This is a genomic window from Oceanobacillus sojae (assembly GCF_900162665.1).
Taxonomy (GTDB): Bacteria; Bacillota; Bacilli; order Bacillales; family Amphibacillaceae; genus Oceanobacillus; species Oceanobacillus sojae_A.
This window is the reverse complement of sequence record NZ_LT727811.1, coordinates 680,127-698,260: the sequence shown is the minus strand read 5'-3', so window position 1 is coordinate 698,260 and position 18,134 is coordinate 680,127. Positions and strand designations below refer to the sequence as shown.

Sequence of the window (18,134 nt, the reverse complement as noted above, 5' to 3'; positions counted from 1 at the left end):
ATAACTGTGTGTATTATCAGGGTAGTATGCTCATACATACTGCCCTTTTCTATATTATATACTATGCGTTTATATAAGAAATTATATCATATACCCTGCTTCTAGTACAATCTAACCTATAAAAAGAACAACGTACAATTAACATGCTTCTATAAGGCTACATGTATCATTACTTTTTCGGGTAAGCACGCTTATATTGTCTTGCCGGCTCTATAGTATCCCCCAGCTTCTCACTGGCCCGGATTGCCCAATAAGGGTCTTTCAGCATGCCGCGTCCAATTGCAACTAAGTCCGCATCACCATTTCCGATAACAGATTCCGCTAACTCAGGATCTTCTAAAATTCCAACAGCAATCACTGGCATATCCAGCTCTTCCTTAAATTTACGTGCAAATGGAACCTGATAGCCTGGGTGTGTTGCCGGTTTTTGTTTTCCTGGAGGAGCCTCCCCGCCACTGGAGATATGGAACATATCAACACCTGCTGCTTTGTATTTCTTGGCAACTTCTAGTGCATGGTCTATATCGTAGCCGTCGTCCATATATTCAATGGCTGAAATCCGCATTAACAATGGCATATCCTCTGGTATAACATCTTTAACTGCCCGAATAATCTGGACCCCGAATAAGGATGGCTCCTGGTATTCATCCTTCCGCTGATTGATTAAAGGAGAGTGAAACTGATGAATCAGGTAGCCATGTGCACCGTGTAATTCGATTGTATCGAATCCGGCCTCGACCGCCCGTTTTGCTGCATCCTGAAATTGTTGAACGGTTTCCCTGACTTCTTCTGTAGTTAAAGCACGTGGCATTTTATCGTCTTCTGTAACAGGAATTGCAGATGGAGCAACAGGTGGGTTTGCATCTTCCGCTTTTCTGCCGGCATGAGCAATTTGAATACCTATTTTTGCACCTTGTTTATGGACAGCATCGACGATTTTTTTATAAGCTGGAATTTGTTCATCTGACCATAGACCGAGATCATTATCTGTAATGCGGCCATCTGGATCGACATCTGTCATCTCAACTAAGATTAGGCCGGCGCCGCCCACTGCACGTGATGTGTAATGAACAAAATGCCAGTCATTTGGAACTCCGTCCTTGGCATCAACGGAGTATTGGCACATTGGCGCCATAACAATTTTATTTTTCAAGGTTAAATTTTTTAATGTAAATGGTTGTGTTAATTGAGCCATTCTTGCACCTCGCTTATAAATTTTTAAGTAATTCATAGCATATGCTTTGTTATTATTTTGTGCAAATAATCTGTTTGCCTTCCATATTCTAAAAAACAGCTAAAACTTCTGCGCTCGCAGGATAAAGCATTTTTTTGCATAAAAAAAGAACTGCATTTTTGCAGTTCCTTTTTCCATATGTAGCGTGCACCTGCTTTCGATGGAATGACCATATGCGCTACCTAAGTTCATGGCTCAGCCCAGGCTTCCCCGCGGCACACAAGAAAGACCACTTACTGCTGCTTCCTTCCGGATCTGACAGGGTTCATGGGTTCCTGTTGCGCAGGACCAGGACGTCAACACCACTCCCTTAGGTCAGACCATACAGTCATCCCACCTCGAGCAGGGGTTCGGCCTCGCTATAGCGGATTGCGAGTACAGGGCACCGCTACCTCCCCGCTTAGCACGTAATTATTATTATAGCTTTCTCGTCCCAAAAATGCAATAAAAAGTGTTGCTTTTTCGATACTTGTCCTAATCTCCCACTTCCGAATCCTTCTCGGTCTTTTTCTGACGCAGTTCTTTAAAAAAGTTTTTTAAAATAGTACTGCACTGCTGTTCAAGGACACCAGAGGTTACATCAACCTGATGATTAAAACGCGGCTCCTCCAGTAAATTCATTAATGTTCCGGCACAGCCGGCCTTTGGATCACTTGCCCCATAGACCACACGTTTGATTCTTGACTGTACAATCGCTCCGGCACACATCGGGCATGGTTCTAGCGTCACATATAAGGTACAATCCTCTAATCTCCAGCTGCCCACCGCCTGATTAGCTTCCTGAATAGCAAGAAGCTCTGCATGGGTTAAGGTTGTTTGTATAGATTCCCGCAAATTAAAGCCTTTTCCGATAATTTCCCCATCTTTGACAATCACGGCACCAATCGGCACTTCATTTAATATCCAGGCCCGGCGAGCCTCTTGAATAGCTGCTGCCATATATAATTCATCTTGACTTACTGATATTTCCTCTGTCATTTTTATCACATCACTTTATTATCGTTTTAATTATCGTACCAAAAGGGAATACTAATTTAACCTATCTTTTTTAAAGGAGACATCCAATAACTATGAAAATTGAAAATACAGCACTTGTCTTCATTGACTTAATTAACGATTTTAAATTTGATGGCGGCGATAATCTTCATGCCTCTACAGAAGAGATGCTGCCAAATCTAATAAAACTCCGAGAATTCGCTAAAGAAAAATCGATTCCTGTTATCTATGTTAATGATCATTATGGCTTATGGCAAGCAGACTTCCACAAAATTATCGACTATTGTAAAAATGAAAAAAGTGAGGAAATCATTGAAAAAATGAAGCCGGATGACGATGATTATTTCCTAATTAAACCACAACACTCTGCTTTTTTTCAAACACCATTACATGCACTCTTAACAGAATTAAATCGCTCGCACATTATTTTAGCAGGGATTGCCGGCGATATCTGCATCCTGTTTACTGCAAAGGATGCCTATATGTATAAATTAAGTCTTTCTATTCCTAAAAACTGCATTGCTTCTGAGGAAAGCGAAAATAATAACTATGCACTTTATCTGATGGAGTCTGTAATGGATGCAGATATCTCGCCAGTTTAGCATATAACTCTCACCCCCTTCATATGTATAGTATGTAAGAAGTCATTTGAAGGGGGTATTATTTTGCAGATATACGTCGTTGAACAGGGCGATACATTGGAACAAATTGCGGATACATACGGTTCTTCCGTTCAAGATATAGTTAATGCGAATGATTTAAATGCACCAAATCAATTAGTAATCGGGCAAGCACTTGTTATTCCGATTGTCGGTCAATTTTACTTTGTTCAGTCTGGAGATACGCTTTTTTCCATTGCCGGCAGATTTAATATCAGTGTGGAAGAATTGGCAACAATTAACGGTTTAAATTCGAACCAGATTATTTATCCCGGATTCCGCTTATATATTCCTCCAGCTCCAAAAGAACCGATTACCTCAAATGCTTATGTCGAACCAATGGGAGAAGAGGTTTCCCAAGCTTTAGAAACAGCAGCACGCAACTATACGCCCTTTTTAACGTATCTCAGCTTATTTAGTTATCGGGTGAATCGGGATGGTACGCTTGCAGCTCCGCCAACAGGAAATCTCATTACCTCCGCAAGAGATAACGGTGCTTCTATTGCGATGGTGGTGACTAATTTGGAAGAAGGCTCATTCAGCTCGGAGGTCGGACATATTATTTTAACAGTGCAGGCTGTTCAAAATACATTATTAGATGAAATTATTAATATTGCTACCGAGCAGGATTTTCGTGATGTACACTTTGATTTTGAATTTTTATTGCCGGAAGATCGCGAGGCTTATAACAGTTTTTTGCGTACAGCAAAGGACCGCCTATCACAAGCAGGGCTGCAGATTTCAACAGCACTCGCTCCAAAAACAAGCGCAGAGCAGTCTGGACAATGGTATGAAGCACATGATTACAGAGCACACGGGGAGATCGTTGATTTTGTCGTGTTAATGACCTATGAATGGGGATACAGCTATGGTCCACCAATGGCTGTTTCTCCACTGAATTCCGTCCGTGATGTCGTTGAATATGCTGTCTCAGAAATACCGTCAGAGAAAATAATGCTTGGTCAAAATCTATACGGGTATGATTGGACGCTTCCTTTTGTGGAAGGAGGGGAGGCTGCAAGAGCTGTCAGCCCGCAGCAGGCTGTCAACATCGCCTGGGAGAATAATGTCGCTATTCAATATGACACTACCGCTCAGGCCCCTTATTTTATGTATGTCGATGAATCAGGTCAGGAGCATGAGGTTTGGTTTGAGGATGCCCGGTCTATTCAGGCAAAATTTGATTTAATCCGGGAATTTCAGCTGTTAGGAATTTCTTATTGGAAATTAGGGCTTGCTTTTCCGCAGAACTGGCTGCTTTTAAATAATGAATTTGATATTCAGAAATTGAGTGAATAAAAGAGGGATGCTCCTAAAAAATTGGAGCATCCCTCTTTTATATGATTAATTAACCAAGTACCTTCACAGATTCACGATTAAATGCCGGAAGATCATCTGGTGTACGGCTTGTTACTAATTGGTTTTGGCAAACTATAACTTCTTTATCCTGGAATTTTGCACCTGCATTTACAAGGTCTACTTGAATAGATTTGAAGCCTGTCGCTGCTCGTCCATCCAATGTTTTAGCAGTAATAAGAAGCTGTGGTCCGTGGCAAATCGCCATAACCGGTTTTTTCTCATCCATAAAATGCTTTGCAAATGCTACGAAACGATCATCTGCACGAAGCATATCAGGAGAAAAACCGCCAGGGATAAATAATGCATCAAAATCCTCTGGTTTTACATCATCAATACCTTTATCAATTGTTACTTTTGTACCTTCTGACTTACCGGTTACCGTATTTCCTTGTTCCTTTTCAATAGTAACCAGTTCGTGACCTGCTTCTTCCAAAGCTTTTTTAGGGCTTGTATATTCTACATCTTCAAATAAGTCTGTAATAACTGTTGCGATTTTTTTACCCATGAATCATTCACTCCTTTAATAATGGTTACATCCTATATCTTCCCAAATAGAATTTATTTAAAACATAAGAATGTGTATATCTTAAACAATTCTATATGTGCGTGTTCAAAATCATTCTTGCTCGTATGATGTGCTAAAATATGAATTTGATCCATTCGTGTGAGTTACCCTTCACACGCCTTTCAGCTTTGCTGAAAGGCAGCAGTATAGTGAGGTAAATGGATCAAGAGTACATCTAAATGAAGGAGCACTCATTTAGGAACTTTTTGAACATCCTCTATAAGCTATTCTGTCTTTTTGTATGTAATATTATCCTCCAAATATGCTTGTTTGAATATACTCCCTGCAAGGAATTCTTCTATCTTTTGACTATTAATTGTTCCACCTGCATAAATAATTGATTCCATTGTTCATAAACGACAATTTAATTCATTTTCAAATCACTGTCGACACCAAAAAAGGGACTTTCCGCTCAAAGCACAGAAAATCCCTTTTATTTTGATTACATTTTATTCTAATCGTTTTTTTAATACTGCAGTATTATTCCTCTAATGTCGACGTATCACCTGTCGGCAGTCCCAATTCCCATGATTTTAACAGACGGCGCATAATTTTTCCGCTTCGTGTTTTAGGAATAGAGTCTTTTACTTCAATTTCTCTCGGTGCAGCATGTGCACTTAATTCCTTCTTAACAAATTGACGAATTTCTTCTAAAAGCTCATCACTTTTTTCGTAATCTGGATTTAAAGTAATAAACGCTTTAATAATCTCTCCGCGCTCTGGATCAGGTTTACCGATAACTCCTGCCTCTGCAACAGCCGGATGCTCAATCAGCTTACTTTCTACCTCAAATGGCCCAACCCGCTCACCAGATGTATTAATCACATCATCTAAACGGCCCTGGAACCAGAAATAGCCATCTTCATCCCGATAAGCGCTGTCTCCGGAAACATACCATCCATTGATAAAATAACTCTCATATTTTCCTTTATTATTCCAAACCTCACGCATCATAGACGGCCAGCCTGCTTTGATTGCTAAGTTACCCATTTGATTCGGAGGAATTTCATTTCCTTCATTATCCACAATAGAAGCCTCTACTCCAGGAATTGGTTTCCCCATGGACCCGGGTCTGATTTCCAACGCCGGAATATTTACGATAAGCTGCGCACCTGTCTCTGTCATCCACCATGTATCATGGATACGCAAATCAAATGCTTTTAAACCCCAAGTAATAACTTCCGGATTTAACGGTTCTCCAACACTCAAAATATGACGGAGTGCAGACAAATCGTACTCTCTGACCTTCTCTTCACCGTAACTTACGAGCATACGTAATGCTGTCGGTGCAGTGTACCATACCGTAACATGGTTATCCTGTAATGTCTTATACCAGTCATCCGGAGAGAAGCGTCCCCCGCGAATCACATTCGTTACGCCATGCAGCCATGGTGCAAAAATACCGTAGCTCGTTCCCGTTACCCAGCCCGGATCGGCAGTACACCAGTATATATCATCCTCTTTTAAATCCAATACCCATTCGCCAGTTGCATAGTGCTGAATCATCGCATTATGCACATGTAGAATTCCTTTTGGTTTTCCTGTTGAACCGGATGTATAATGAAGCAGCATGCCGTCTTCTTTATCCACCCATACAATATCGAAATCAGTGGATGCATTCTTCATTTCTGTATGGAAATCAATGTACTGATCCCCTTCTTCCTCATGCTCACCCACTAATACGATTCTCTCTAAATTCGGCAATTTATCCTGAGGTATACGATAGAGTAAATCAGGTGTTGTAATTAAGACGCGCGCCTCACTGTTTTCCAGCCGGTCTCCGACTGCCTGCTCCATAAATGCTTCAAATAACGGACCTGCAATAGCACCAACTTTTAAAATACCAAAGAATGCTTCATAAAATTCCGGGCTTCTCGACATGAATAGAAAAACACGGTCCCCTTTTTGCACATCGTATTTTTTTAGTACATTTGCAAATTGATTACTCTTCAAGCGCAATTCATCAAAACTGACTTTCTCTTCACGATTTGGGTCTGAGTATAGCAATGCAATTTTATCCTTCTTATCAGGATTGTCAGCATGTTTATCAAGTGCTTCATATGCCATATTCACTTTTCCCGTTTCATGCCAGGAAAAGTTCTTTTCTACATCTTCCCAAGAAAAATCCTTTCGAAAATCCTCATAGTTTTTTAAATTATGCTTCCCTTCACGGGCCGGTATTGCTTGCATATCCATCTAATCACCTCATCCACTTAAATTGAAAACGATTACAAATAGAATAAAAAAAAGGGTTTAAATATTTTGTTAACTGATTCTATTTTAGAACATTCTGTGACATTTTTAAAGAGTTTGTTTCTAATTTTACAAAATAAAGGAGATATCCCCATGAGGAATACCGTTTAATGGAGGGCTTGCTGCAACTTTTAATAGAACATAAAATGATTTAATCAGCAAACTTGGAAGGACCGGTAAGACAAATCTTACCGGCATAATCCATTACGCTTCTTGTGCTTTTTTCTCTTTTCGTTTTTCATGCTCTGATAAAATATACGCACAGGCAGCATCTCCAGAAGTATTAAAAGCTGTTCTGAGCATATCCAGAATACGGTCAATACCAATAATTAATGCGATCCCTTCAGCAGGCAGGTTAACTTGATTCAGCACCATTGCCAGCATAATTAGGCCAACCCCCGGCACACCTGCAGTACCGACACTTGCCAATGTAGCAATAAGTACAACCATTAAAAGGTCAACCATCGTCAGCGGCAAATCATATACCTGTGAAATAAACACGGTCGCAACAGCCTGCATAATTGCGGTACCATCCATATTAATGGTTGCTCCCAGCGGCTGTACGAAGCTGCTGATTTCTTTCCTGACCCCAAGGTTCTCTTGTGCTGTTTTCATCGCTACAGGCAGTGCTGCTGTTGAGCTGGATGTACTAAAAGCCACTGTCATTGCGGGAAAGAACCCTTTGTAGAATTTAATAGGATTACCGCGTCCCAATAACCAGATAGCTAATGAATAAAAAATAAATGCATGCAGAATTAATCCGCCAATAACAGTTAACATATAGCTTAACATAGAGCCGACTGCATCCAGCCCTGCGCCGCCGATTGCTGATACAATTAACGCAAAAGCGCCATAAGGAGCAAATCGCATAATAAGCATAATAAGCCAATTTAAAAGTTCATTTGCCTGTTCAAACAAATTATAGATACCTTTTGTCTTATCTTTTAAATATGCCAATGCAATTCCAATAAAAATAGCGAAGGCAATAATTTGCAGCATATCTCCGGAGGACATTGCCGCAATTGGATTCTCCGGGATGATATTAATCAGTGTATCCATAATGGGCGGCGCTTCATCAGGTGTATAACCATCAAGGTTGGATGTATCAAAAATACCTGCTTTACCCGGCTTAACGATATAAGCTAACGCTAAGCCTATACTGATTGCAATGGCAGTAGTTGCTAAAAAGAAAGTAACTGTAAAAACACCGATTTTCCCCAGCTTCGACGGATCCCCAAGACCTGCTGCACCTAAAACAATGGATACAAATACAAGCGGAACAACGAGCATCATAATAAGGTTTAAAAATATTTGTCCAATCGGACCCAGCACATATTTATCCAGAGGACCAAAAAAACTTTCAGGAGCAAATGTCAGAGCCATCCCGACAACAGCACCTGCAATTAAAGCTATTAAAATTTTTTTTGTTAATTTTTTAGAATCCATATACCTTCTTCCTTTCACTATGTTAGAGGGTTAAAAAAATACCCATTTGAAAAATAAAAATTTATAGAGTTGATAGACTGCCGAAGTTCACTTTGTCTAAGATTGATTATTTTTACTCTTGATAAATTCATAAATTCCATTGGATATAAACATAGATTTATTGGATTTGTCTTTCTTTGTAGTTGAGGCGACTACATTTATACAGGGTTATTTCTATTTGTAGAATAAGCAGGTTAAATTCTACCATAAATGCCAGGTTCTTGAATAGTATTTTTCAAAATAATACATTATTTACCATATCCCTGCCAGTTTTAAAGACTTTACTCTGATTATTATCTTGTAAAACAAAACCATTTTTTCTCCAATAAAAAACTACCCCCTTTGATATGAGGAGATAGAACCTAAATTACTTATTATATTAGGAAAAGTTTAGTCTGATTGAGAGATTTCTCTTTGAGGAAATAACTTTGTGGCGCTCTTTATTATATAACTATAATTCAAGCTCTTTGAGGTATCAATATTGTCTGGGATGCATAAAATCTCTTCATTTTATCGTTTCTTTGATTTAACTTATAAAAGCTCTTTGCATTTGTTTAAGGCATCATTTAATTCCTTATCAAACAACATTTTTACATCAATTTCTAATGCCTCTGCTATTTTTTCCAAGGTATCTACATCTATCTTTGTTTTCCCTTTAGAAATATTTGTATACCAGGCAGGCGTCTTGGAGCATTTCTTCGCAATTTGTGTCTTTGTTATCTGTTTTTGCTGTCTGATAAACTCAATTTTTTCATGAATTTCCACTAAATCACCCCATCCATCATTTCGTTTTTTCTACATTAAATTATAATTAAGCGTTTTGCATAAGTCAATATATTAATATAGTAAAATTTGCATTTCGCTTAAAAATACTATTGTTTTTATTAAAAATGGTATTATCTCTATAATGAGGTGGATACAATGAAAATTCTTTCCCAAAGATTAAGAGAAGCACGAGAAAAAGCTGGATTAAAACAAATTGAAGCTTCGAAGCTTCTTGGAATTTCAAATGGTACTTTATCTGGTTATGAAAGAGAGTATCGTGACCCTGATACAGATACTTTACATAAAATGGCTGAATTATATAGCGTTTCTGTAGATTGGCTTCTTGGTAAATCTATGTATCCCTCACCAAAAGATACGTCCCAGCCCGAGCCGATGTCTGAACAGGATACATTAATGTTCAGTAATTGGAAACGCATGACAGAAGATGAGAAACAAGAAGCTTTAGACGTGATACAATATGTTTTATATAAAAAGAAAATGGATAATAGAAATGCTGATAAAAAAGAATAGCATATATATTTTCCATAAGGACTATCAGAAATATTTTATTGTCACATCCCCTTATACTGACTGCCTTCGCTGCAATCTCGGGCTGCCATCAAGAACGTTATGAAACAAGAAATCCTATACTCTCTTATCTGCCGAAACAGGTGTACTTGCTGCACCTTCATTTTTAACACAGAAACAGAACGTAAATTCCTACAACGAACAAAGACCTTGTTTCCTGAACAAGAAAACAAGGTCTGTCCTTCTCTTAAAAGAAATTTAACAGCGCAATTCCTCCAATTATCATAATAACAGCAATAATTCTCCTCTGATCAATTGGATATTTCGGCAGGTTAAACATACCAAAGTGATCAATTAATAATCCCATTACTATTTGCCCTAAAATGGTAGACATCATTGTCAGGGTAACACCCAGATAAGGCATTAAGCTGATATTCGAGGCAATGTATGCAGCGCCGAGCAGACCGCCGGCAAAATGCCAGGGCTTCAATTTGAAATTACCAGAAGTACGTGTTAACCTTACCCCTTTACTAAGGATCATTGACAGAATAAACAGCACAATGGTACCTACGATAAATGATATAAGAGCTGCGTAAATAAACGAATCTACTTCATATCGCAATTCACTATTAATAGCTGTTTGCATCGGCGGCATCATTCCGGTAAATAAACCAAATACGATCCATAGGCGGGAATGATTTTGAGAGCCGCCCGGCCTCTTTTTGGCATTCATATAAATAATTCCTGCAACTAAAAGGATAGCACCAATAATGTGCATAACATGTAATGGTTTTACCTCTGCACCAAACCAGCCGAATGTATCAATTAAAATTCCAATCACCATTTGTCCAGTGACTGCAGCAATAACAGTTAATGCTGCACCGATCCTGGGTAATAAAATAATATTACCTGTAAGAAAAATAACTCCGAGTACACCACCGGCAAACCAGACGTAAGACAAGGATTGGGATGCAAAGAATGACATCGTAAATTTGCCAGGATCCATAATTAAATTAATGAAGAATAAAATAATAGTCCCCGATAAAAAAGAATAAAAAGAGGTAGGAAAAATAGCTTTCGTAAATAAATTCAGACGGTTATTTACTGCTGTCTGCATAGGAATCATCATCCCTGCGATAATCCCTAAGACGATTAATATGTACAAAAAAGAAACCTTCTTTCTCAGAAAACGTAATGTATTTATTTTAAGCAAAGTCATCAAGGAAAACAATATTCCTGCTTTTTTTCAGATAAGCCGTTAAATTTGAACATTTTAAGAACTTTTCTTATTTGTGAAGAATTTCACTTGTTTTATATTTCAAAAGCGGTATAATGAAATTAAGATATTGTGAAATATTTCACAATATGATTATTAAGAGGAGGGGTTTTGCTATGAAAGTAGCAGATGAAGTGGTGAAAAGAGTTCCTTGGGATGGTTTCCTTGATGGTAATTGGCAGAAAGAAATCGATGTTCGTGATTTTATATTACAGAATTATAATTTATATGAAGGAAATGAATCCTTCCTGACAGATGCAACCCAGGCAACAAAGGATTTGTGGGATCAAGTCATGCAATTAACCAAAGAAGAACGGGAAAATGGCGGTGTCTATGATTTAGATACAAAAATCGTTTCAACAATTACTTCTCATGAAGCCGGCTATTTAAATAAACCCTTGGAAAAAATAGTCGGCGTCCAGACGGATGCACCTTTTAAACGTGCTCTTATGCCGTTTGGCGGTATCCGTATGGCAGTAGCCGCTGCAGAATCCTATGGATATAAGGTAGATGATGAAGTTGTTCATACCTTTACAGAACATCGTAAAACGCATAACCAGGGAGTCTTTGACGCCTATACACCCGAAATCTTAAAAGCAAGAAAAGCAGGAATTATTACCGGTCTTCCTGACGCATATGGCCGCGGACGTATTATTGGAGATTACCGTCGTGTTGCCTTATATGGAGTGGATCGTTTAATCGAAGAAAAGAAAAAAGAGCTTAATCTGATTGGTAACGGCACCATGACAGAGGATATTATCCGTGACCGTGAAGAGACTTCTGAGCAAATTCGTTCTCTGCAGGACTTGAAAAAACTCGGCGAAAAATATGAATTTGACCTTTCAAAACCGGCAGCAACTGCACAGGAAGCCTTCCAATGGCTCTATTTAGCATATTTAGCTGCGATTAAAGAACAGAACGGTGCAGCAATGAGCCTTGGCCGTGTTTCTACATTCTTAGATATTTATATAGAGAGAGATATTAAAAATGGGGTTATGACAGAGGAAGAAGCGCAAGAACTTGTTGATCATTTTGTAATGAAGCTGCGTCTCGTAAAATTCGCAAGAACACCAGATTATAATGAATTGTTCAGCGGAGACCCAACTTGGGTTACAGAATCATTGGCAGGGATAGCAGAAGACGGACGTCCGCTTGTAACAAAGAACTCCTACCGTTTTCTGCATACGTTAGATAACTTAGGTCCGGCACCTGAACCAAACTTAACGGTTCTTTGGTCCACAAAACTGCCGGAAAACTATAAGAAATATTGTGCAAAAATGTCCATTAAAACAAGTTCTATCCAATATGAAAATGATGACATTATGCGCCCGATTTATGGTGATGATTATGGTATTGCCTGCTGTGTATCTGCTATGCGCATCGGGAAACAAATGCAGTTCTTCGGTGCACGAGCAAACCTGGCAAAAGCTCTTCTTTACGCCATTAACGGCGGTGTGGATGAAAACCTGAAAATGCAGGTAGCTCCAAACTATGCACCAATTACGTCAGAATATCTGGATTATGACGAAGTGATGGAGAAATATGATACACTCTTAGACTGGTTATCCGGATTATATGTCAACGCATTAAACATCATTCATTATATGCATGATAAATACAGCTACGAACGGCTGGAAATGGCACTGCATGACCGTGAAGTGTTGCGGACTATGGCCTGTGGTGTTGCCGGACTGTCTGTTATCGCAGACTCCTTAAGTGCTATTAAATACGCAAAGGTGAAAACTATCCGTGATGAAGATGGGCTGGTCGTTGATTATGAAATTGAGGGAGATTATCCTAAATACGGCAATAACGATGAACGCGTCGATGAGATTGCAGTCGATTTAGTGAAGAACTTTATGAATAAAATTAAAAAGCATCATATGTATCGCAATGCCGTACCAACGCAGTCTATCCTGACGATTACCTCCAATGTTGTTTACGGGAAGAAAACAGGAAATACACCAGATGGACGAAAAGCAGGAGAACCTTTTGCACCGGGAGCAAACCCATTACATGGCCGCGATAAAAACGGCTCCTTAGCTTCTTTAAGCTCTGTAGCAAAATTGCCATATAAATATGCAATGGATGGGATCTCCAATACATTCTCCATCGTTCCGAAAGCATTAGGTAAAGATGAAGAAACAAGAACAACAAACTTAGCAGGCATTCTTGACGGCTATGCAGCAAAACAGGGGCATCATCTAAACATCAATGTATTTGACCGTGAAACCTTATTAGATGCGATGGAGCATCCGGAAGAATATCCGCAGTTGACCATCCGTGTCTCCGGATATGCGGTAAACTTTATTAAACTGACAAGAGAACAACAAATTGATGTGATTAACCGGACCTTCCATGAAAGCCTGTAAGGTCCTGTAAGAAAATTTTATCAGGCGCTCATGAAATTATCAGAGCGCCTGATAATGAATTATTTTAAGCAATAAAACGGGGAGGAAGAGCATCATGAAAGAAGGAAGAATTCACTCAATCGAAACGTGTGGAACAGTAGATGGACCGGGGCTGCGGTATGTTATCTTTACCCAGGGCTGCTTATTACGCTGTAAATTTTGTCATAATCCGGATACTTGGAAAATGGGGTCAGGAAAGAAAATGTCTGTACAAGAGCTTGTAAAAGACATTAAAGATTATCTTCCGTTTTTCCAGGCTACGAATGGAGGAGTGACTGTAAGCGGCGGAGAGCCTTTGCTTCAGGTTGAATTTTTACTTGAGTTATTTACCGAGCTGAAAAAATTAGGCGTTCACACAACTATTGATACTTCCGCCGGATGCTTTAACCGCTCTCCTCATTTTATTGAGCATTTAGATAAAGTATTGGAATTAACCGATTTAGTATTATTAGATTTAAAGCATATTGATTCTGTAGAGCATAAAGAGCTCACCGGCCTGTCAAACGAACATATTCTGGATATGGCCCATTATTTAGACCAAAAAAATGTCCCTGTCTGGATCCGGCATGTGCTGGTACCAGGCGGCAGTGATAATGATGCATATTTGCAGCAGCTCTCCGATTTTATTGCTACATTAAATAATGTCGAAAAAATAGAAGTCCTGCCTTATCATAAATTAGGTGTCTATAAATGGGAAAATCTTGGATTGGATTATCCGCTGGAGGGTGTTGAACCGCCGACAGAGGATAGAGTGAGAAATGCGGAAGATATTTTGAATCGGGTCAAAGTAATATAGCAGCGAGAACTTCCTTGCTCGATATTGCTCTTTATATAGATGAAAGGAGCCGCTCACAGAAAAAAGCGGCTCCTTTCATTTTATAATTCAATACAATGTCAATGCTGGGCTAAAAAATTGCTGAAATAGAAATTAATCTTTTGAGAAATCAATTTCTATCTCTAAATCTTCCCCTGCCTCGTTTCCCTCACTATCTAGTGGTGCGTCTATCAGCAGGGTCGCTTTTTTGATTTCTTGTGCGGTGGATTCTTTTAATTGAAACATAAAATATCGCGAATATGGATCCGCATGAAACTGCTGGGCATTCTTTAATATCGGCATATCAATCATACTACTCAATGACTGATCTGGTTGATTAATCATTTCATCCGTATCAGTCACTATATGCATATTTTCATGATTACTAAAGTTCAGATTATCTTCTATTTCTTCATTTAAACTAAATTTTAATTGAACATTTATTATTTCCATGTCTTTGAATTCATCCGTATCATAGGAAGGTATATCTTCGTCCATACTGCCCTTTATTGTCTCTGCCATTTCAACTTCAATTGTAATTGGGCCTGTTTCATATGTACCAATGTTTTCTATCTTATTATATCTATAAAACTCACCTTGATTATGTAAACCGCTTGGATGTTCTGTGATTAGAACTAGTTTTTCACTATCTTTACTGCAGCCTTCCAGAATAAGTAGTATAGAAAAAATACACAATAGTAAGGGCAAAAATCGCATAAAATGCCTTCTTTCTAAATTATTTGTAGTTAACAACGCAATAAAATTTAAAACGCCATTCTTCTAAATTCTTGTTATAGGACAAACAAGAAAATGAAAAATGACGTTTAACGGTTTATTTAAATTTTTAGGTGCATACCTTTTCCAAAAATAATGTAACTGGAAATCTCTGATGCTCCCAGTTACTTTTTCCCATGTATTGTAACTTAACGCCCCAGGCAGGATTCGAACCTGCGACACACGGTTTAGGAAACCGATGCTCTATCCCCTGAGCTACTGGGGCTATTAGTATAATCAAGCAGTTGTATCCGCTCAATTATATTACCTTATCCGTCTTTTGAAAAATACATGAACAATCGTATTATACTAAACCTTATCTATTTTGAAAAGCAGGTTGTTTCGTTTATTTTCCTGCTTTCTGTAATCTTGTCCGATAAGGGATAGATAAAACGTGAAGAATCATTAATAAACAGCCTACCAGAATAATCCCGGCAGAGGACAGCTTCAATAAAAGTGCCAGCCCTAAAAAAATTGGAATTGCTAATAAAGGGAGCCAGCCGCCTTTTTTACTTGCATTATAAAAGTTTTCTTTACCGCAATGCGGACAGATCATTTTAATCTTAAACACCTGTTTAAAGGTCTGCCCATAACTCCATCTCTTCCCGCAATAGCTGCAGTCCGGTGTATGCATATACTTCCCCTCTTCTCTTTACATTTACTTTTGTGCATTTGTGATTTCGATAGACCGCTCTCTCGCCCCGTCTACACATGCTTTAACAGCCTTATCAAATCCATTCGCCATTAACTCACTTAAGCCGGCCTCTGTTGTTCCGGACGGACTGGTAATATTCACGCGCAGCTGTTCTGGATCTTCTCCGGATGATTCAAGCATTTTCCCTGCACCAATAACGGTCTGGGTTAATAATTCTAATGCTGTTTCTCTATCCAGTCCCGCCTCTACTGCTGCTTTCTCCATTGATTCTACCATATAATAGAAAAATGCAGGACCGCTTCCAGCAATAGCTGTAATCGTGTGCATATCCTTCTCATCGACAATTTTTGTTGTTCCTACTGTCTGGAAAAGCTCTTCTGCCAGATAAAGCTGACTAAGCTGAACATAAGAACCCCTGGAAATAGCAGTAGCTGATTGGCCGATTAGGGCAGAGGTATTTGGCATCGTCCGGATAACAGGAATACCTTCTCCAAGCGTTTTTTCCATCTGTTCGATCGATAACCCTGCAATCACAGAAATAACCACGTGATGCGGCTTTATATGGTCTTTAAGCCAATTTAAATAGTTGCCCGCATCCTTAGGCTTCATAGCCAAAATAATAATATTCGCTTCCTGAATCATTTCTTCCTTATTCCTATTACATTGCACACCATATTTTTCGGAAAGTAAATCTAAGCGTGTATTATCACTGCGATTGGTAACAAGTACCTGCTCATTAGAAACAACATTGCTTCTCGTTATTCCCGCAATAATCGCCTCTGCTAAATTCCCTGCCCCAAAAAATGCAATTGTCTTATCCATGTATTTTCCTCCTGTAGTTATCTTGATTCGTTTCATTAATATATCATTGATACCTGCTGACAATAAAAAAACTGATTACACATCCTTAAAATAAAGGACGGAATCAGTATTATCCCGCGGTACCACCTTTTTTGATAAAAAGTTATCCACTCTCTTTGATAATGCAGCATGCTGCAGTCAGCATCCGCCAACCTACTCACGGATAGGTTCATAAAGGTATTTACAGAAATCTCACAGCCGCCGGATTTCTTCTCTTTAGTAAATACACATAAATTACTGGTCCGTTCAACGTATTTTTTATTATATTGAATTGTACTATAAGGGCTTGCCACGCTTTTGTCAAGGTGTTTTATATGTCTACCCTTTTAATTCATATTGCTGGTAAAGTTTTTTATAGCAAAAATAGACTTCAATTCACCGACCATAATGGAAGAATAAGAAATTGATTAAACTTTTTTATCAAAATCCCATTTATATTCAAATACGGCAAAACCCATCAGCATAAAATCCAGACGTCTTTCAATCTGATATAAAAAACAATTTTTGCTATACTTAATATTGTATCTGAATGAAAGCCAGAAAGGAATTTTATCAATGGATGAATCAAAACAAATCAACCAGTTAACAGCTGTACGAAAAGAATTAACACGTTTTATGCTCAGCTATAAATTTGGACTGGACGAAATTAATACGAAGCTTAACATCCTTCAGGAAGAATTTGAGCATATTCATGATTACAATCCGATTGAACATTTAAAATCACGCATTAAATCGCCGGAAAGTATTTTACAAAAATGCCAGCGCAAAAATATTCCGATTACCCAGGGGTCGATTAAGAACTATATTAAGGATATTGCAGGAATCCGTATTGTCTGTTCTTTTATCTCTGATATTTATAAAATCAGTGAAATGATACAAGGTCAGCAGGATATAAAAGTGATTGAAATCAAAGATTACATTAAGAACCCAAAACCAAATGGATACAAAAGCCTCCATCTGATTTTATCGATTCCTGTCTTTTTCTCTGACCGTCAGGAGGAAGTTTTTATCGAAATACAGATTCGCACCGTTGCCATGGATTTCTGGGCGAGCTTGGAGCATAAAATTTATTATAAATATGATGGAGAAGTACCGGAACACCTGGTGGAGGAATTGACGACCAGCGCCAATATTGCGAATCAGCTAGATGAGAAGATGGAGTTTCTTCATTCGGAAATGAATGAGGCTAAAGAAGATAAACATGCAGAGAGCAAGCTCAACTTTCTGCCGCTTGATAACAAACGCTTTCCACTGCCAAAGCAGCTATTGGAGTCATTGATGGAAAGAAGAGATAAAGAGTAAATCTATAGAAATACATCAGAAAACCCGCAGCTCGAAAGCCGCGGGTTTTTATTTATTGCTATTTATATTTGTTATTAATGGAGGAGGTAGAGGGATTCGAACCCCCGCGCGGTTTGACCCGCCTGTCGGTTTTCAAGACCGATCCCTTCAGCCAGACTTGGGTATACCTCCGTGAACACAAAAACTACTATACCACC

The 18,134-nt window shown here is 38.7% G+C and carries 16 protein-coding genes, 2 tRNA genes, 1 other RNA gene and 1 other annotated feature; of the genes, 6 read left to right on the top strand and 13 right to left on the bottom strand.

What is annotated here, in order from left to right; genetic code table 11:
* Window positions 1-169 precede the first annotated feature (169 nt).
* The 3 genes from BN1068_RS10545 to tadA form a co-directional block, all read right to left on the bottom strand.
* Window positions 170-1,195, bottom strand: coding sequence for an NADH:flavin oxidoreductase/NADH oxidase (locus BN1068_RS10545; RefSeq protein WP_077602818.1), 1,026 nt, complete (start codon window positions 1,193-1,195; stop codon window positions 170-172).
* 182 nt (window positions 1,196-1,377) lie between these two features.
* An RNA gene (ffs, locus tag BN1068_RS10540) (signal recognition particle sRNA large type) lies at window positions 1,378-1,643 on the bottom strand.
* 65 nt (window positions 1,644-1,708) lie between these two features.
* A complete protein-coding gene (gene tadA, locus BN1068_RS10535; protein ID WP_077602817.1) occupies window positions 1,709-2,212 on the bottom strand; it encodes a tRNA adenosine(34) deaminase TadA in 504 nt (167 codons plus the stop codon).
* 92 nt (window positions 2,213-2,304) lie between these two features.
* On the opposite strand from tadA, the gene BN1068_RS10530 reads away from it, so the two are divergent.
* Both BN1068_RS10530 and BN1068_RS10525 read left to right on the top strand, forming a co-directional pair.
* Window positions 2,305-2,832 (top strand): cysteine hydrolase family protein, encoded by a 528-nt coding sequence (locus BN1068_RS10530; protein WP_077602816.1) that lies wholly within the window; start codon window positions 2,305-2,307, stop codon window positions 2,830-2,832.
* 63 nt (window positions 2,833-2,895) lie between these two features.
* Complete coding sequence (locus BN1068_RS10525; RefSeq protein ID WP_077602815.1) at window positions 2,896-4,188, top strand: glycoside hydrolase family 18 protein; 1,293 nt, start codon at window positions 2,896-2,898, stop codon at window positions 4,186-4,188.
* Between the two features lie 49 nt (window positions 4,189-4,237).
* On the opposite strand, the gene BN1068_RS10520 is transcribed toward BN1068_RS10525, so the two are convergent.
* From BN1068_RS10520 to BN1068_RS10505, 4 genes are all read right to left on the bottom strand, one after another.
* Entirely contained in the window at window positions 4,238-4,753 is a 516-nt protein-coding gene (locus BN1068_RS10520) for a type 1 glutamine amidotransferase domain-containing protein (RefSeq protein WP_077602814.1), read from the bottom strand.
* 540 nt (window positions 4,754-5,293) lie between these two features.
* Complete coding sequence (acsA, locus tag BN1068_RS10515; RefSeq protein ID WP_077602813.1) at window positions 5,294-7,009, bottom strand: acetate--CoA ligase; 1,716 nt, start codon at window positions 7,007-7,009, stop codon at window positions 5,294-5,296.
* A gap of 261 nt (window positions 7,010-7,270) precedes the next feature.
* Window positions 7,271-8,512 (bottom strand): dicarboxylate/amino acid:cation symporter, encoded by a 1,242-nt coding sequence (locus BN1068_RS10510; RefSeq protein WP_077602812.1) that lies wholly within the window; start codon window positions 8,510-8,512, stop codon window positions 7,271-7,273.
* Between the two features lie 570 nt (window positions 8,513-9,082).
* Window positions 9,083-9,316 carry a helix-turn-helix domain-containing protein gene (locus BN1068_RS10505; RefSeq protein WP_077602811.1) on the bottom strand — a complete coding sequence of 78 codons (234 nt, stop codon included), beginning with the start codon at window positions 9,314-9,316 and terminating at the stop codon, window positions 9,083-9,085.
* A 156-nt stretch (window positions 9,317-9,472) separates the two neighbouring features.
* Between BN1068_RS10505 and BN1068_RS24185 the strand changes: the two genes are divergently transcribed.
* Window positions 9,473-9,847: a helix-turn-helix domain-containing protein gene (locus BN1068_RS24185; RefSeq protein ID WP_077602810.1), complete on the top strand. Its 375-nt coding sequence runs from the start codon at window positions 9,473-9,475 to the stop codon at window positions 9,845-9,847.
* A 244-nt stretch (window positions 9,848-10,091) separates the two neighbouring features.
* On the opposite strand, the gene BN1068_RS10495 is transcribed toward BN1068_RS24185, so the two are convergent.
* A complete protein-coding gene (locus tag BN1068_RS10495) occupies window positions 10,092-11,009 on the bottom strand; it encodes a DMT family transporter (protein WP_077602809.1) in 918 nt (305 codons plus the stop codon).
* Between the two features lie 227 nt (window positions 11,010-11,236).
* On the opposite strand from BN1068_RS10495, the gene pflB reads away from it, so the two are divergent.
* Together pflB and pflA are read left to right on the top strand one after the other, a co-directional pair.
* Window positions 11,237-13,492 (top strand): formate C-acetyltransferase, encoded by a 2,256-nt coding sequence (gene pflB / locus BN1068_RS10490; protein WP_077602808.1) that lies wholly within the window; start codon window positions 11,237-11,239, stop codon window positions 13,490-13,492.
* A gap of 94 nt (window positions 13,493-13,586) precedes the next feature.
* Window positions 13,587-14,327, top strand: a complete 741-nt coding sequence (pflA, locus tag BN1068_RS10485; RefSeq protein WP_077602807.1) for a pyruvate formate-lyase-activating protein — start codon at window positions 13,587-13,589, stop codon at window positions 14,325-14,327.
* A 132-nt stretch (window positions 14,328-14,459) separates the two neighbouring features.
* On the opposite strand, the gene BN1068_RS10480 is transcribed toward pflA, so the two are convergent.
* The 4 genes from BN1068_RS10480 to proC all read right to left on the bottom strand — a co-directional run bounded on the left by BN1068_RS10480 (window position 14,460) and on the right by proC (window position 16,596).
* Window positions 14,460-15,062, bottom strand: a complete 603-nt coding sequence (locus BN1068_RS10480; RefSeq protein ID WP_077602806.1) for a hypothetical protein — start codon at window positions 15,060-15,062, stop codon at window positions 14,460-14,462.
* Between the two features lie 210 nt (window positions 15,063-15,272).
* Window positions 15,273-15,345 (bottom strand) — tRNA-Arg (locus BN1068_RS10475).
* Between the two features lie 120 nt (window positions 15,346-15,465).
* Complete coding sequence (locus BN1068_RS10470; RefSeq protein WP_077602805.1) at window positions 15,466-15,753, bottom strand: TIGR04104 family putative zinc finger protein; 288 nt, start codon at window positions 15,751-15,753, stop codon at window positions 15,466-15,468.
* 24 nt (window positions 15,754-15,777) lie between these two features.
* Window positions 15,778-16,596: a pyrroline-5-carboxylate reductase gene (gene proC, locus BN1068_RS10465; protein WP_077602804.1), complete on the bottom strand. Its 819-nt coding sequence runs from the start codon at window positions 16,594-16,596 to the stop codon at window positions 15,778-15,780.
* A gap of 90 nt (window positions 16,597-16,686) precedes the next feature.
* Window positions 16,687-16,894, bottom strand: a binding site (T-box leader).
* A gap of 296 nt (window positions 16,895-17,190) precedes the next feature.
* Here proC and BN1068_RS10460 point away from each other — a divergent pair.
* Complete coding sequence (locus BN1068_RS10460) at window positions 17,191-17,937, top strand: GTP pyrophosphokinase (RefSeq protein ID WP_077602803.1); 747 nt, start codon at window positions 17,191-17,193, stop codon at window positions 17,935-17,937.
* Between the two features lie 78 nt (window positions 17,938-18,015).
* Here the strand turns inward: BN1068_RS10460 and BN1068_RS10455 are convergent.
* Window positions 18,016-18,108: transfer RNA gene (locus BN1068_RS10455), tRNA-Ser, on the bottom strand.
* Window positions 18,109-18,134: the final 26 nt, after the last annotated feature.